Origin of the sequence: Chryseobacterium sp. Tr-659 (assembly GCF_011752975.1) — a bacterium.
GTDB lineage: Bacteria > Bacteroidota > Bacteroidia > Flavobacteriales > Weeksellaceae > Chryseobacterium.
In genome coordinates this window covers 139,611-155,724 of record NZ_VWWP01000001.1, presented here as the reverse complement: position 1 = coordinate 155,724, position 16,114 = coordinate 139,611, and the positions used below count along the sequence as shown (strand labels likewise).

17 protein-coding genes are annotated in these 16,114 nt (G+C 36.2%); 12 read left to right on the top strand and 5 right to left on the bottom strand.

The genetic code is table 11. The features are described from left to right. Nucleotides 1-23: 23 nt before the first annotated feature. Complete coding sequence (locus tag F3J23_RS00730) at nt 24-2,108, bottom strand: TonB-dependent receptor plug domain-containing protein (protein ID WP_167022599.1); 2,085 nt, start codon at nt 2,106-2,108, stop codon at nt 24-26. Nucleotides 2,109-2,278: 170 nt separating this feature from the next. Between F3J23_RS00730 and F3J23_RS00725 the strand changes: the two genes are divergently transcribed. The 3 genes from F3J23_RS00725 to F3J23_RS00715 all read left to right on the top strand — a co-directional run bounded on the left by F3J23_RS00725 (nt 2,279) and on the right by F3J23_RS00715 (nt 5,621). Next, the gene (locus tag F3J23_RS00725) at nt 2,279-3,031 is read left to right on the top strand and encodes a DUF3575 domain-containing protein (RefSeq protein ID WP_167022595.1); all 753 of its coding nucleotides are present in this window, start codon (nt 2,279-2,281) and stop codon (nt 3,029-3,031) included. A gap of 97 nt (nt 3,032-3,128) precedes the next feature. Further along, entirely contained in the window at nt 3,129-4,310 is a 1,182-nt protein-coding gene (locus tag F3J23_RS00720; RefSeq protein ID WP_167022593.1) for a hypothetical protein, read from the top strand. A gap of 18 nt (nt 4,311-4,328) precedes the next feature. After that, entirely contained in the window at nt 4,329-5,621 is a 1,293-nt protein-coding gene (locus F3J23_RS00715) for an MFS transporter (RefSeq protein WP_167022590.1), read from the top strand. 60 nt (nt 5,622-5,681) lie between these two features. Here the strand turns inward: F3J23_RS00715 and F3J23_RS00710 are convergent, their stop codons facing one another. Beyond that, nucleotides 5,682-5,897 carry a hypothetical protein gene (locus F3J23_RS00710; RefSeq protein ID WP_167022587.1) on the bottom strand — a complete coding sequence of 72 codons (216 nt, stop codon included), beginning with the start codon at nt 5,895-5,897 and terminating at the stop codon, nt 5,682-5,684. Nucleotides 5,898-6,124: 227 nt separating this feature from the next. On the opposite strand from F3J23_RS00710, the gene F3J23_RS00705 reads away from it, so the two are divergent. The 5 genes from F3J23_RS00705 (at nt 6,125) to F3J23_RS00685 (ending at nt 9,472) form a co-directional block, all read left to right on the top strand. Beyond that, the gene (locus F3J23_RS00705; RefSeq protein WP_167022584.1) at nt 6,125-6,799 is read left to right on the top strand and encodes a DUF4919 domain-containing protein; all 675 of its coding nucleotides are present in this window, start codon (nt 6,125-6,127) and stop codon (nt 6,797-6,799) included. A 163-nt stretch (nt 6,800-6,962) separates the two neighbouring features. Continuing rightward, a complete protein-coding gene (locus F3J23_RS00700; RefSeq protein WP_167022581.1) occupies nt 6,963-7,814 on the top strand; it encodes an alpha/beta fold hydrolase in 852 nt (283 codons plus the stop codon). Beyond that, the gene (locus tag F3J23_RS00695; protein WP_167022578.1) at nt 7,814-8,284 is read left to right on the top strand and encodes an RNA polymerase sigma factor; all 471 of its coding nucleotides are present in this window, start codon (nt 7,814-7,816) and stop codon (nt 8,282-8,284) included. The genes F3J23_RS00700 and F3J23_RS00695 overlap by 1 nt, the downstream gene beginning before the upstream one ends. Then, complete coding sequence (locus tag F3J23_RS00690) at nt 8,274-8,861, top strand: hypothetical protein (RefSeq protein ID WP_167022575.1); 588 nt, start codon at nt 8,274-8,276, stop codon at nt 8,859-8,861. The genes F3J23_RS00695 and F3J23_RS00690 overlap by 11 nt, the downstream gene beginning before the upstream one ends. Next, nucleotides 8,858-9,472: a class I SAM-dependent methyltransferase gene (locus tag F3J23_RS00685; RefSeq protein ID WP_167022572.1), complete on the top strand. Its 615-nt coding sequence runs from the start codon at nt 8,858-8,860 to the stop codon at nt 9,470-9,472. Before F3J23_RS00690 ends, F3J23_RS00685 begins: the two co-directional genes overlap by 4 nt. 130 nt (nt 9,473-9,602) lie before the next feature. Here F3J23_RS00685 and F3J23_RS00680 read toward each other — a convergent pair whose 3' ends face one another. The 3 genes from F3J23_RS00680 to truA form a co-directional block, all read right to left on the bottom strand. Then, nucleotides 9,603-11,360 carry an ABC transporter ATP-binding protein gene (locus tag F3J23_RS00680; protein ID WP_167022569.1) on the bottom strand — a complete coding sequence of 586 codons (1,758 nt, stop codon included), beginning with the start codon at nt 11,358-11,360 and terminating at the stop codon, nt 9,603-9,605. Nucleotides 11,361-11,757: 397 nt separating this feature from the next. Further along, nucleotides 11,758-12,102, bottom strand: a complete 345-nt coding sequence (locus tag F3J23_RS00675; protein WP_167022566.1) for a hypothetical protein — start codon at nt 12,100-12,102, stop codon at nt 11,758-11,760. Between the two features lie 26 nt (nt 12,103-12,128). Further along, the gene (truA, locus tag F3J23_RS00670; protein ID WP_167022563.1) at nt 12,129-12,860 is read right to left on the bottom strand and encodes a tRNA pseudouridine(38-40) synthase TruA; all 732 of its coding nucleotides are present in this window, start codon (nt 12,858-12,860) and stop codon (nt 12,129-12,131) included. A 109-nt stretch (nt 12,861-12,969) separates the two neighbouring features. On the opposite strand from truA, the gene lpxK reads away from it, so the two are divergent. The 4 genes from lpxK (at nt 12,970) to F3J23_RS00650 (ending at nt 15,994) form a co-directional block, all read left to right on the top strand. Further along, nucleotides 12,970-13,995 carry a tetraacyldisaccharide 4'-kinase gene (gene lpxK / locus F3J23_RS00665; protein ID WP_167022559.1) on the top strand — a complete coding sequence of 342 codons (1,026 nt, stop codon included), beginning with the start codon at nt 12,970-12,972 and terminating at the stop codon, nt 13,993-13,995. Continuing rightward, complete coding sequence (locus tag F3J23_RS00660; RefSeq protein WP_167022556.1) at nt 13,979-14,794, top strand: purine-nucleoside phosphorylase; 816 nt, start codon at nt 13,979-13,981, stop codon at nt 14,792-14,794. Before lpxK ends, F3J23_RS00660 begins: the two co-directional genes overlap by 17 nt. 123 nt (nt 14,795-14,917) lie before the next feature. Next, the gene (locus F3J23_RS00655) at nt 14,918-15,433 is read left to right on the top strand and encodes a TlpA family protein disulfide reductase (protein ID WP_167022553.1); all 516 of its coding nucleotides are present in this window, start codon (nt 14,918-14,920) and stop codon (nt 15,431-15,433) included. 105 nt (nt 15,434-15,538) lie between these two features. Continuing rightward, nucleotides 15,539-15,994: a GNAT family N-acetyltransferase gene (locus F3J23_RS00650; protein ID WP_167022550.1), complete on the top strand. Its 456-nt coding sequence runs from the start codon at nt 15,539-15,541 to the stop codon at nt 15,992-15,994. Nucleotides 15,995-16,114 lie beyond the last annotated feature (120 nt).

Here is a 16,114-nt window from a genome sequence, read left to right as displayed (position 1 = left end):
TTTATAACCACTCAATATCACATTTAAAAAGTAGCAGCCGGAGCTGTTTCATTGTTTAGCTTACGTTGAATCTCAGTTTTTTTCCCTTTGGAAAAATCATAGCTTAGCCCTAAAATAAACATTGACTTATTGTTCATAATCTGCGTGTGGACTTTATAATCAACCAAGCTTTCCGGCAAGCTTTTCGTTTTATATTCAGAAGGCATCCCGATCCAGTACATTCCCGTGGAAAACGTCCAGTTTTTATGTTTGTAGCTTATAAAAATATGATTCTGGTTCTCATTGGTATTAAGAAATGCTCCGTTAAGGCTATAAACAGGCAGGTTAAACTGATATTGAACGGAAAAAGATTTATATTCTGAAGAGAGTTCAAAAAAATTCCCCAGATAATCATTCTTGATTAATACTCCCTTACTTGTTCTTACCGTTTCCGAAGTAGGTGTTATTACCGCTTTTATGACAAGCAGACTATTCCCGAAAGGCTTATAAGAACCTGTAAGCTGTATGCCGTATCTCTGTCCGTTTTTCCCGTTTTCATATGTTAATGCATATCCTCCCAACATATCATCCTGAACATAGTACTGATTGATCACTCTGTTGGTATAGCGGTAGAATAACCCTGCATTGAAATCAAAATACTTATTATTAAAAGAATATGTCAGACTATTTGAGAAAACCTGTTGAGATTCAAGGAAAGGATTTCCCCGTTGTACAATATTCGGAGCCAGCTGCACTACATTACTGCTCAAAGCATTACTCCATGGGCTAACCGGATTGTAACTTCCTGTATAACGTAAATTATGATTATTCTTGAGCTGATAAGCCAGAATCACTTTGGGAGTAAAAGTCCATTCATCAAAAGTATTTTCTGCACTTTTATTGTGAATATTGGTAAGCCCCGCTCCTAAGCGATAGCTGAACTTATTCACTTTCCCTGAATATTCTGTATAAAAATACTGCTCCAGATAATTAACGCTGTATTGAGAATAGCCGGCAAGATTATTCAGATCATTGGAGATGGAAGATCTTGAAATACGATATCCGGATGACAGTTTTCCTGATGTAAAATCATGAGTATGGGCAAGTTCCCCTACAATACTCGTCTGCTTTGCTTTCAAAACCATGTCGTTATCATATACCGAAACCCCGGAACCTATAATCCATTCCTTGGCGGTTTCAGAAGTATTGGTAGTGTAATGGGAACCCACAAGGTTAATACTGATTTCATCTCTTTCACCCATCTTTTTGGAATAATAAAGATCAAGCTTAGGAATTACATAGTCTGAACTATTATTTTTAAACATTGCATGATCTTCTCTGGTATTATCTTCCGTAAAAACACTCTGCCCTACTCCTTTTGAGAATCTGCTGAAAATGTCCATATTCAGCTTGGCCTGAAAAGCATAATCATCAGGAACCGATCTGGTATAGCGCAATGCGATATTCTGGAAAGTATATCCAAAATGATCTTTTCTGTTCTCATCTGAACGGTAATGTTTTCCATCCAGCTGATAATCATAAATACTGTTCACTCTCCTGTCATTATAATCCCTTAGATTAAGAGAATACTCAAGTCCGAAATCGTTTTTCCCTTTGGTATAATTGGCATAAGCCGAACCGTTCACAAACCCTGTATTTAAAGCACTTGATACATCAGCTCCGAAAACATATCCCGTTTCTGTGGATCTGGTCAGTATATTCACCACCGTATCCGCCCTGGTTGCCCATCTGGCAGGCGGAATATCATAATACTCCACTTTTACCACTTCACTGGGTGCAACACTTCGGATCTGCAGATCTGTTGCTTCAATCCCATTAATAAGGAATAATGTAGTTCCTCCTTTTGTGCTGGTAATGGTATTGGCAACCGGATCCAATTGTAATTCCGGAAGGGTACGCAAAAGATCTTTTGCATAACGTGCCTTTTCTAATGCTTCTTTGTCAAAAGTATAAACCGCTTTATCTGCAAACTGTTTTTTACGCTGTGCTTTTAAAATAACTTCCTGGATTTCTTTTGCTGCCGGAACATCTGCACTATCATTTTTCTTCTCCTGTGAAAACATAAAAGTTCCGGAAAGAAGGAAAAGACCATATATCATTTTTTTCATATCAGAAAATGGGATTATACCATTATGACAATCTATTTCTGATATCTATTACATTTATTTTTGCAAACAATAATAAATTATCAATATCTTTTTCCAATAAAATTTAATTATTATGTTAAATTCAGCCCGTTTTTTGCTGATTATTTTTTTACACCACAAAATATAAAGTCATGAAAAAAGCAGTCCTATTCATTTCATGCTTCCTGTTTTCCGCCTTCCATGCGCAGGAAACAGAGAACCCCCCCACGGAAAAACTGAACATCATCAAAACCAATGTTACCGCCTATGCGTTCAGAAACATCAATCTATCTTATGAAAGAGCAATCAACCAATGGTTCTCACTGAACATCGGTTTTGGAACAATGCCTCAGGGAAAAGTTCCTTTCATCAATGCATTTCTGAAAGATGAGGATGAAAAACGATTCCAAAATCTTAGGGTAAGAGCTACGAACTTTACGATAGAACCGAGATTCTATATCGGTCATGGTTATGGAAAAGGATTTTATTTTGCTCCCTATTACCGTTATTCTGATGTTTCGTCCAATACTTTTGATTTCTATTATGATTATAATGGTCCAAATGGAATTACCTACCAAGTCCCGCTTAAAGGACAGGGAGATACCAAAGGAAATAGTGGAGGATTGATGGTAGGAGTACAATTCTTCCTTACCAGAAGCCAGAATCTCGTGCTTGATTTCTGGATAGCCGGTGCCCATTACGGAAGCGGAAAGGGTGATTTCACCATGACCAGTGATTATCTGCTTACTCCTGACATGCAGGCACAACTTAAAAAGGAAATAGAAAAACTGGATATTCCTTTTGTGAAATATACAGTGGAAACCAATGCCAATGGAGCAAGAATAAAAGTAGACGGACCGTGGGCAGGCTTCAGAAGCGGGCTGTCTCTGGGATACAGATTTTAAAAAATTAAAACATTATATCATTAAACCGTTCTTTTCAGGACGGTTTAATTATTTTCTGAAATTTGTATCTTACACTGCTTATTTTAAAACTAAAAACATGAGTTTCTTTTCAAAATTATTCGGTGTAAAAAAACAAAAAGCCCCGGAACAACAACAACAACAACAACAACAACAACAACAACAACAACAACAACAACAACAACAACAACCTCACAATAGCAAAAAAAATACTACTGAGGAGTCTAAAAAAGGAAATCCTTTTTTCACCAATGCTCCATCACACTGGCCGGAAATTACGGATGAATTCTTATCCAGTAATGTCAGCTTCACTCATAAATTTGACAGTAATAAAGAGGAAGCCGTATTTGACAGAAGGATGTTTATGGTGAATTCTCTGGTTTTATTGGGTGCTATTAACGAAGGCCTATCAAAAAAGGTCGGAACGAAAGTACTTTCTTCCTATTCCGGAGGCTTTTTTGATTCTAAAGAACAGTATGCTACCACTTGTTGTGTAGAAAAGCTTTCGTCAGGCGGAATTATTAAGACCAATGGAATTGTAATCGATAATTTTGAAAAGTATGCGGTTTTTTTATTTGAAAGACCTACCTCTGCTGCTTATCATCAGGAGCTGAAAAAATTATTCATGGAAGATGGTTTCAAAGATGTCATCTACTATGCTCAGAAAGATCCGGAAACGGTAGAGCAAACAGGAGAAATTACCATTCCTTTTGAAGGTCTTAATGAAAGTTGCTTCAGTATGAATCCCGAAAAACAAAAGCACAGTGACCGGAACTATGAAACATATTCAATGTGGTGGAGCAACAACTCTGACTTTTCTTTCCCGGATTCTTCGGCATTTGCTTCTATTTCCAGCTATTACAGTAATTGTGCAGATTATTATTCATATATTCTGGGAAAACTGGGATTTGCGCTGGGACTTAATAAAAATGATTCTCGTGTTGCCCTTCCTGACTATGATGAAATTCTGATCAACGGTCCGGAAGATGCAGAAATGATTATGACAATCTCTAAAACATCCGGAATTAATTTCCATTTTCCAACCATACAGAAATCTGAGAAATATAGAGACAATTTCCTTCGAGCATTTGCAGTATTCACGGAAAGTCTAAAAAAGGAAATTGAGAATAACAATTTTGATAAAGATCCGGAATCTGTACAGCATGTATGGTTTGAGCAGCTGAAAGATAATCATAATGCCGACCAAATTAGTTTTGTCAGTCTTATTATGAGTGATCAAATTCGTACAATGTCAAATTAAAATAGTAAAGAGCAAAATATGAATTCACAGGCTATCAGCACTACTCAAAGAATAAAAGCAATCATAGGAGGGTCTATCGGAAACCTTGTAGAATGGTATGATTGGTATGCGTACGCAGCTTTTGCCATTTATTTTTCTCATTCTTTTTTCCCGGATTCCGATCTCAATGCACAGCTGATGAATACTGCAGGAATATTTGCCGTAGGCTTTCTGATGAGGCCTATTGGCGGATGGATGTTCGGAAGTATTGCTGATAAGATCGGAAGAAAAAAAGCGATGACACTTTCTGTGCTATTAATGTCCTTTGGTTCTTTACTGATTGCGCTTACACCAACCTATAAAACAATAGGTATTCTTGCTCCGGTACTGCTCCTTCTTGCAAGATTGCTTCAGGGGCTGAGTGTAGGTGGTGAATATGGTGTTTCCGCCACTTATCTCAGCGAAATGGCAACACAGGACAGAAGGGGTTTTTATTCCAGCTTTCAATATGTAACATTGATTGGAGGACAGCTTATTGCATTGGGAATTCAGCTTATTTTACAGAAATTATTACTAACGGAGACACAGCTTGAAGAATGGGGCTGGAGAATTCCTTTCGTTATTGGAGCTTTGCTTTCCATTATTGCATTATATCTGAGGGCCAATCTTCATGAAACGGAAGCTTTTGAGAATAAGAAAGAAATTAATGATAAGAAAAAAGGTACGGTAAAAGAACTTCTTAAACATCCTAAAGCTTTACTTACGGTTGTGGGATTAACTTTAGGCGGAACTTTAGCCTTTTATACCTATACCACTTATATGCAGAAATTCCTGGTCAATACCGTACATCTTACAAAGGAAGAATCTACGTTGATATCGTTTGTTTCATTATTCATATTTGCCTGTCTTCAGCCTGTCTTTGGAGGATTATCTGATAAAATCGGAAGAAGGCCGCTTCTTTTAGGCTTTGGAATTCTGGGAACCTTATGTACTGTTCCTCTTCTCACAGCGTTAAGTACTACCACTTCTATGTGGGGTGCATTTTTTCTGATTATGGCTGCGTTGATTATTGTGAGTGGCTACACTTCTATTAATGCAGTAGTAAAGGCAGAACTTTTTCCCTCCGAAATCAGAGCTCTTGGCGTGGGATTACCTTATGCCGTTACGGTAGCAGTATTTGGAGGTACTGCGGAATATATTGCACTTTGGTTTAAAAAGATTGGTTCTGAAGAATACTTTTACTGGTATATTACAGGATGTATTCTTTTTTCTCTGATTGTTTATATCGGAATGAAGGATACTAAAAAGACCTCAACTCTGGATAAAGATTGATATGATAAAATGCTATAAAAAACGATCGCCGCAGATTCTCTGCGGCGATCGGTCTATTTCTTAATGATAAGCTTGTTTAAATTTTTCTATCATAGTGTCCAGATTATGACGCTGAACATATACGCTTTTTACCTCTTCATACCTCGGCGATTTGTAGAAAACTTCGTGGAAATCCATACTCCCGTTCCCTACTTTTACCACTTTCTGTACTTCGATATTCAACTTTCTCAACTCGTCTTTAAAGACCTTAAATTCATCTTGGATATTACTACTCATTTATTATTTTGGGATTTTAATTAAAAATGTTTTTTTACTGTTGAGCCCCCACCTATGGTAGGGGTTGTGTCTCAATTTCCGAATAAAGTTAGTAAATTTATTAATACTACATATCAGTTTATCAGTATTTTATTGTTTTTTTTACTAATAACCATTCTATTTTTTCTTATTAATACATATTCCGTATTTTTAACCTTATTAAAAATTGCAGCACGCCTACAAAAACTATGAATATCAAAGTCTTTTTCTCGCTATTTCTTTTCGTTCTTCTGTCTTTTGTAAAAGGTCAGAAACTGGAATTCAAAGCCCCTGATTATTCTTTAATTCAAAAAAACATTGAGGATAAAAGCTCCGAATTCTATTACCCAAAACTTTTAAGAAGATTAAAAGAGAATGACACGCTTCTTACAAGCAATCAATATCGCCACCTTTACTTCGGATATACCTTTCAAAAAGAATATAAACCGTATAAAACTGGGAAAAAGGCTGAAGAGGTAGCCAAATATTATCGTGGTGAAGGCATTTCACAAAAAGATCTTTCGAAAGGAATCCAGCTGTTTCTGGATGCTTTGGATGAAAATCCGTTGGATTTGCGGACTATGAATTACCTCGCTTATCTCTACCATTTAAATAATGATGATAGCACTGCAAAAAAGATTGCAGGAAATTTCCACGGCTTATTGAGTGCTGTTCTTACTTCCGGTGATGGGTTAACCTGCGAAACAGGCTTTCATGTCATTTCTGTTACTGATGAATATGTACTTTTGAACAGGTTTCAAATGGAAACAAAATCACAAAGTATGAAAGGAAAATGTGACTACCACGAATTTGAAAAAGGGCTATATAAAATTCCTGGGCTATATTTCGATGTGAGTACATTCTACGGAAAAATAGGAGATTGATAGGGTTATCAATTTTATTGTTGATAAATTTCCAAAAATTTCACCCTAACCATAAGGGTTTTAAAGAAGTGTAAATATTTTTTCAAAAAAAAATAAAATTTAGTGTAACATTTTTTCAAGGTTCGTCTCTAAAAGACAAATAAACTTTAAAACCTTAGAAATCATGAAAAAATTCACATTCCTTCTTATTCTTATGTTATTCTTTTTAGCGGTATGCAATATATTCGGTCAGAAAAAAACTTATCCTTTCGAGGTGAAGAAAACAGGAAAAGGAAATCAATCTTTAATTTTTATTCCGGGGTTTGCTTCTTCCGGAGAGGTATGGAATGAAACCACTGCAAAATTTGAAAAAAACTTTACTTGCTATACTTTAACAATGGCCGGATTTGCCGGAATAAAACCGGAGGCTGATGCCAGCTTTAAAGATTGGGAAGAAGCAATTGCTATTTATATCAAAGAAAATAAAATTGAAAAACCGGTAATCATCGGGCACAGTATGGGAGGAGGCCTTGCCCTTGCAATAGCAGCAGATTATCCTGAATTGGTTGGGAAAATTATCATTGTAGATACGCTGCCCTGCCTTGCTGCAATTTCTGATCCGAACTTTACGTCTAAAGAAAACAATGACTGTTCGGCAACAATCAATAAACTAACGGCAATGGACAATGAACAGTTCCGTAAGATGCAAACTCAGGCAATTCCCCGCCTACTGGCAGATACTTCAATGCAGGAAACCGTGGTTAGCTGGAGTATGAAATCGGACAGAAGAACATTTGCAAAAATGTATTGTGATTTTTCCAATACAGATCTCAGAGAGAAAATAAAAAATATCCAATGTCCTTCTCTTATTTTACTGGAAGCCTTTTTTGTAAATTTAAAACCCACCATTGAAGACCAGTACAAGAATCTAAAGAATGCCAATATGCAATATGCTTCAAAAGGGCTACACTTCATCATGTATGACGATAAAGAATGGTATTTTAACCAGCTTAATAACTTTTTATCTGCAAAATAATGGGATTTGAAGAGATATATGAACTCTACTGGCAGAAGATATTCCGTTTGTGTATGGGATATGTAAATGATACGGATCTCGCTCAGGATCTTGCTCAGGAAACATTCCTTATCGTATGGCAGCAGCTTTCTAAATTCAGAAATGAATCTGGTATAGGTACCTGGATTTTCAGAATAGCATCCAATAATTGTCTCCGACAGATTGAAAAAGAAAAAAAATTTACAAAAACAGATCTTCCCATCAATCTGGAAGAAAAGAAACAGGAATCTCTGGAACCTCAGATACAGATGCTTTATCAGTTTATCTCCGAGCTCCCGGAAACAGACAGGATTATTATTTCTTTAGAACTTGAAGAAATAAAACAAGCGGAAATAGCTCATATCGTAGGGCTCTCAGAATCTAACATACGGGTGAAAATTCACAGGATAAAAGAAAAATTAACACAAAAGTTTAAAGAAAATGGATATTGATTTTAAAAATATATGGAAACAGCAGACTTCAAGTAAACCTAATCTGGAAGAGCTTCTCGGTAAACTGAAAAAATTCAGAACCCAAAATCTGCGTAAGCTGATTCTCGCCAACATAGCATTAATTACAACTTCATTCGTCATTATTTTTATCTGGTATCGTTATCAGCCTCAAATGATCAGTACAAAAATAGGACTTGTACTTGTCGTTCTGGCCATGATCATCTTCCTGCTTGCCTACAACAAAATGTTCATGGTATTCTATAAAATTGATGAGACACAATCAAATAATGAATATCTCGAAAGTTTATATGTGGTAAAGAGTAAACAGAAATTTATGCATACCACCATGCTCAACATTTATTTCATCATGCTGTTCATCGGGATTATTTTCTACATGTATGAATATGCCTCCAAAATGTCATTATTTTCTTCAGTCATTGCTTATGCTGCGGTTTTTTTATGGATAGGATTCAATTGGTTTTATCTCAGGCCAAGAACAATCAAAAAGCAACAGGTTAAACTTGATGAATTAATTAATAAATTTGAAGAAATAAATAATCAATTAAAAGAATTATGAGTTCTTCTGACAACAAAAACCACTGGGAAAATGTCTATACAACCAAAAACCCTGATCAGGTAAGCTGGACCCAGGAGAAACCTCAGACCTCCCTTGATTTTATCAACTCTACCGGTTTGGGTAAAGATGCCAAAATCATTGATATTGGCGGTGGAGACAGCAATCTTGTAGATTTTCTTATTGAAGAAGGATACGAAAATATTACGGTGCTTGATATTTCAGCCAAAGCTTTGGAAAAAGCAAAGGAAAGGCTTGGGGCAGCTGCAGGTAAAGTAAAATGGATGGCAACAGACATCACAGCTTTCGAACCTACAGAAACTTATGACATATGGCATGACAGAGCTGCTTTTCACTTTCTGACCACTCCGGAGCAGGTTTCAAAATATATTGATATTGCCGAGAAGAATGTCAATAATTTTATGATTGTAGGAACTTTTTCTACAAACGGTCCTACTAAATGCAGCGGATTGGATATTCAACAATATGATGAAGCATCACTCTCTGCAAAATTTGAAAAAAGTTTCAAAAAAATAAAATGTATTACAGAAGATCATACCACGCCCTTTGGGACAGTTCAGAATTTTGTTTTTTGTAGTTTTAAAAGATCTTAAAAGTTATATCTCACGCAGATTTTTGCAGCTTGTGTCAATCTTCCAGATTGATCAGCATAAATTACCATAATCTGCGTGATAATCTTCATTAAAACTAAAGATTCTTAGAAAAGTCTTTGGTTATTATAGCCTATGATTTTTCTTCTTCTTCCATTTCTACTTCATGGCGAAGCTGGGCTTTATAAAGAGTAGCGTAATAACCGTTTTTGTCTAAAAGATCCAGATGTTTACCCTCTTCTACAATTTTACCATGCTCCATAACGATGATCTTATCTGCTTTTTCAATAGTAGAAAGCCTGTGCGCAATAATAATGGATGTCCTGTTTTTAGTAATTTTTTCTGTTGCTCTCTGAATTAGCTTTTCACTTTCATGGTCTATGGAAGACGTTGCTTCATCCAGAATTAGTATTTTAGGATCTGATAAATAAGCTCTAAGGAAAGACAGAAGCTGTCTCTGCCCCAAAGAAATTGACGAACCTCTTTCACTCACTACATAATCATAGCCGCCTGGAAGCTGCTCAATGAACTGATCGACTTCAATCTCTTTCGCTCCAGCTTTGATTTTTTCCAGCGTAATGCTGTCATCTCCGAAAGCAAGATTTTCAAAAATACTTCCATGGAAAAGGAAAACATCCTGTAAAACAACTCCGATATGGCTTCTCAGATTATACAATTCGTAATCTTTCAAATTCACATCATCAATCAGAATATCTCCCGAATTGATATCGTAAAGTCTTGTAATTAAACTGATAATGGTAGATTTCCCTGCTCCAGTAGCACCTACAATTGCTACTGTTTCTCCCTGATTTACTTTAAAATCAATTCCTTTTAATACTTCCTGCTTTTCATCATAAGCAAAATGTACTTTTCTGAATTCAATTTTTCCGTCGAAATGATCTTTTTTCACAATTCCGGTATTGGGCATTGAATTTTCTTCATCCATCAATCCCAATACTCTTTCTGCTCCTACAATTCCTCGCTGAATATTATTGAAACGGTCAGCAATCTGTCTTAAAGGACGAATCAACATTGAAATATACTGAATAAAAGCAATAACCACCCCGGCACTGATTGTAATATACCCTCCATAGAAAAGGATGAACCCGATGAACAATGAAGAAATAAGTTCCACTACCGGAAAAAACAGAGAAAATATAAATACTGTTCTTAATAAGGCATCTTTCAGCGTGATATTGATATCATCAAATTTCTTAAATTCAGATTCCTGTCTGTTGAATACCTGAATAATAGGCATTCCGGCTAATCTTTCCTGTACAAAAGAGTTTTGATTGGCCGTCCAGTTTCTTTCATCCCCGAATGCTTTTTTCAGCCTTTTTTGGAAAAATCTTGTAATGATCACCATCAACGGTAAAATAGCCAGGGTAATGTAACTCAGATGAACATTGGTACTGAACATCATGATTAATACAAACACAATTCTCAGAATATCCCCGAAAACCATCAGGAAACCGTCTGTATAAACAGTAGCAATCGTTTCCACATCTCCTACCGCACGTGTTACAAGCTGCCCTATAGGAGTTTTATCAAAAAAAGACGTTTTAAAATAGATCAATTTAGCATATAGTCTCTCCCTGATATCCCTGATTACATTCTGTGAGATAAAATTGGAAAAATAAACCAAAAAGAAATTTAAAACCGTTTCTGCAAATACCAATCCCACCAGAATATAGATATGCTTCATCATCAAAGCTTTATCATGCAGCTTTGTAATGTCATTATCCACTACCTGCATCGTAAGATAAGGCCTGTAAGTAGAAACAATTGAAAGGAATATGGAAATTACAAGGGTAAAGATGAACCATGAACGGAACTTCATTCCGATAAAGAACAGCCTTTTTATAATCCCCCAGGTATCTTGTTTTTTCATTGTACGAATCGAAGAAAGAATTAACATAAAATTCTATGCAAAAATAAGACTTTATAAATTGCCAGCCTTTACAACTTCAACAAATCGTTATAGAAAATTTCAGATACCTATGATTTACAATATGAATATATTAAGCATTTTTTGGCAGCCAGTCTGAAACATAAGCAGCCACTTCCCCCGGTTTCTTTCCCCGCAGATGAAATGACTTCTTCCTTAGAATACATTAAAATTCACAATACTATCCGGATCTTTATAAGCTCCTGCAATTTTTTTAAATTTCCAGAAAAGCATTTTATCAATAGAGCCAGTTTATCAGTTTCAGCCATACTGTTGGGATGACCTGACTATTTAAAAATAATCTTAATTCCTGATATCGAAAAGGGAAACACTGTTCTTTCTACTGATCGGCAGTTCTGCCTATTTCATCAATATCAATTGTTGGTTTTTTAAATGTTTCTTTGGAAAGCTTATTTTCCAGAAATTTATAAACTCCCCAAACGGCCACAATGGAAATCAGCCAGCTTACCATATTGATTGCGGAAAAGCCTGTATAATTTACACCGTCTAATGATTCAGGATCTGTTGAAGCCAGATAAAATCCATAGCTGAAACCTAAGATAATCTGAGTTCCCAGATAAATACCAATAGCCATAAGACCGTATTGCCACTTTGTTTTTCCAAATCTTTCAGCCAGTTGTGCATAATATCGGTAAGCACCGATAAGAATAAAAATTGATAACATGATTATTATTTTGTTTTTAGTTTTTATTAAAATTCATAGCCCACATCCACCAGATATAACCCATGGGCAGGAGCAGAAGTTCCCGCTGCATTGCGGTTTTTATCTTCAATCACTTTACGCAGATCTTCCGGCTTCAGTTTTCCTGTTCCTATTTCTACCATTGTTCCCACAATAGCCCGAACCATATTCCTCAGGAAGCGGTTGGCTGAAACAGTAAATTTCAGGTCCATTCCGCTTTGTTCCCATTCCGCTTTATATATTTTGCAGATATTGGTTTTGTTGTCGGTTTTTAATTTTGCAAAACTCGTGAAATCTTCATATTCAAACAAAATTTTACAAGCTTCGTTCATCGCATGGATATCAATTGATCTTTTCCAGTGCTGCCATGCCGATTCCTGTGTAAACGGATTTTTATCCAGTGAAATATAATATTCGTAGGTTCTGTACGTAGCATCAAAACGGGCATGAAAATCATCCTTCACCGGGAATATCCTTTTAATGGAAATATCGGGAGGAAGAAAGCTGTTCAATCTGCGGGGAAGATCATCATTTACGACTTGTTCCGTATCAAAATGGGCAAATATTTTTTTAGCATGAACACCGGTATCCGTTCTTCCGGCACCTGTGGTTTTAATTTCTTCTCTTAAAATGGTGAAAAGCGCTTTTTCCAGTTCTTCCTGTACGGAAATAGCATCCGGCTGTATCTGATAGCCGAAATAATTCTTCCCGTTGTAAGAAAATTCTATAAAGTATCTCAAAGTATAGGTATAACTCCACAAAAATACTTTAATTTAACGAAATATTTATTGAAAAGTCTTTGAGAATATTACACCAAATGCTTATGAAAATTCCTATTTTTGCAATCGTATGAAAAGATGGTACCTTTATCCTTTTTCCCTTGGTTATCATTTGGTAACGGGTATCCGGAACACAATGTATGATCTGGGAATTTTTAAGTCGACAAAATTCAAGACACCGATAATCAATGTCGGAAACCTTTCTGTGGGCGGAAGCGGGAAATCACCAATGGTGATGTATCTTGCTCAGTTTTTATCCAAGCATTACAGAACCGGCGTGCTTTCACGAGGTTACGGAAGACTCACCAAAGGTTATGAAGTAACCAATTATGACAGCAACTACAAAATGGTAGGTGATGAAGCCATGCAGCTTTTTGAACGTTTTAAAAACCGTTTTGTGATTGCCGTTTCAGAAGAACGTGTACCTGGAGCAAAAAAAGTGATTAGCGATATGGATCTTGAAGTTCTTGTATTGGATGACGCTATGCAGCACAGAGCCATCAAAGCAGGGTTCAATATTCTGATGACCGACTTTAATGATCCCTTCTTTAAAGATTATCTGCTTCCGGCCGGAGATCTCAGAGAATCAAGATCAGGTTACAAAAGAGCAGACATCATTATGGTCAGCAAATGTCCTGATGAACTCACAGAGGAAACCAAAAGATATTATATTTCAAGGATCAGACCTTCTTATAACCAGAAGGTATTCTTTTCATCTATCGGATATGATGAAAATGTATACGGAAAAGATAAAATGCTTCCGGATAACAACCTGAACTATTACGATATTTTACTGATTACCGGAATCGCCAATCCTAAACCGCTTCTGGAACATCTTGCTAAATTCTCAAAAAGGGTTAAACATTTAAAATTCAGAGATCATCATAATTTCACGGATGATGATATTAAAAAAATCCTTGCCGAGTATAAAAAATTAGGGGAATATAAGCTGATATTAACCACAGAGAAAGATTATGTACGTCTGAAAACTTTTGACTATCTTAGAGAAATTGTTTACTACTGGCCTATCAATGTACTTATTGATAAAAAGGAAGAATTCAATCAAATCATCTTAGATTATGTTAGAAAAAATTAAAGAGACAGCTGATTTCATCCGTAATATCATTCAGGAAACTCCGGACTTTGCTGTTGTTTTAGGATCCGGGCTTGGGAAACTGCAGAATGAAGTAGAACCGATCCATATTTTAGAATATAAAGACATCCCGAATTTTCCACAAACTACAGTAGCCGGGCACAGCGGAAAGCTGATCTATGGAAAACTGGAAGGAAAAAAAGTACTGATGATGAGCGGCCGTTTTCACTATTATGAAGGCCATTCCATGGAAACTGTAACTTTTCCTGTGAGGGTTTTTCATTTGTTAGGCATTAAAAACCTTATCCTTTCCAATGCCTGTGGCGGGGTAAATCCGGCATACCAGGTTGCAGATATTGTTATTTTAAAGGATCATATCAATATGATGCCTGAGCACCCGCTTCGTGGAAGAAATATTGATGAACTGGGGCCACGTTTTGTGGACATGAGCGAACCTTACAGCAAAAAAATGATTGCTGTAGCTGAACATACTGCTGCAGAACAAGACATTAAAATCCATCAGGGAGTTTACGTAGCCCTGCAGGGTCCTACTTTTGAGACTCCTGCTGAATATGGCATGATAAAGGCCATTGGCGGAGATATGGTAGGAATGAGTACTGTTCCTGAAGTTATTGTTGCCAGGCATATGGAAATGGATGTATTCTGTATTTCTGTGATCACAGATCTTGGCGGACCAGATATTGCACTTGCCGTTTCTCACGAAGAAGTTTTAAATGCTGCCAATAAAGCCATGCCGAACGTTATTGCTGTTGTGAAAGGTTTGATTAAAAACTATCAGTAACAGATTTATATCAGCAAACATCCCTATAGAATTCATCAATATTATAAATTTTTCCTAATTCCGCAGAAATCACTCCCAGATTGTAATTCATTGTTTAGATTTGTATAAATGAAATTGTACGAGATGAGAAAGTTGATCCTATTTTTTATGCTAGGTATTTTTGGAATAAGCTATTCACAAAAAGTTCCTGCAGTTCTTAAAACAAGTTTTTCTAAAGAAGCTTTACAACAAAAACTGGAAGATGAGGATGGAAAAGCCATAACAATCCAGCAGATTCTTGATCAGCACAAGGGAAAAGTTCTTGTTATAGACTTTTGGGCCGGATGGTGTAGAGACTGTCTGCAGGCACTTCCAAAAGCGGAAATATTGGAAAAGAATAATCCGAATATAAACTTCGTATTCCTTTCATTGGAAAGATCTAAAGAAGGTTTTGATAAAAGCCTTGCCAGATTCAATATGAAAGATAAGGATAACTATTGGTTTGCTTCCGGATGGAAGAATGATTTTAACAATTATGTAGATCTGAACTGGATCCCGAGATATATGGTGGTAGATCAGAAATCTTCTATTGCCAAATATTATGCGATCGCTCCGGATGATCCTGAAATTCAGCAGACAATAGATAGCCTTTTAAAATAATTTTATTTTTAATCATCAATACATTAACACTTAAGTTTTAAAACCTGTGCCGAATCAGGCATTTTTATTAAAACTTAAGTGTTTACTATTTTATTAATTTAAACCATGATCACAAGAGAAGCCACAGAACAGGATTTAAAAATTCTTTTAGAATTCGAACAGGGAATTGTCTCAGCAGAAAGACCATTCAATACTACCCTTATTGATGGTGAAATCCACTACTACGATTTGAGTCATTTTATACAATCGCCAGATGCCATTTTAATTGTTGCAGAAGAAAACAATGAAATTATTGGCTCCGGATATGCTCTTATCAAAAAGTCAGAAAAAGATTACTACACATTTGAAACATACGCGTATCTGGGCTTTATGTATGTAAAGCCTGAATACAGGGGAAAAGGAATCAATAAAGTAATTACTGACGAGCTGATCAGCTGGGCAAAATCGAGAGATATATCAGAAATAAGACTCGATGTATATGCTGAAAACGAATCTGCAGTAAAAGCTTATGAAAAAGCAGGTTTTGAACCTCATCTTCTTACCATGAGACTGAAAGAGTGAGGATGGAAGGCGGGAGATGGAAGCTACTGACGCGTTAATAATTACTACTGCGTTTTTATTATTTGGTGAGCAGTTCTTCAATTTCCTTATCAACTAATATTAACTTCTCTCTTCCAGCTT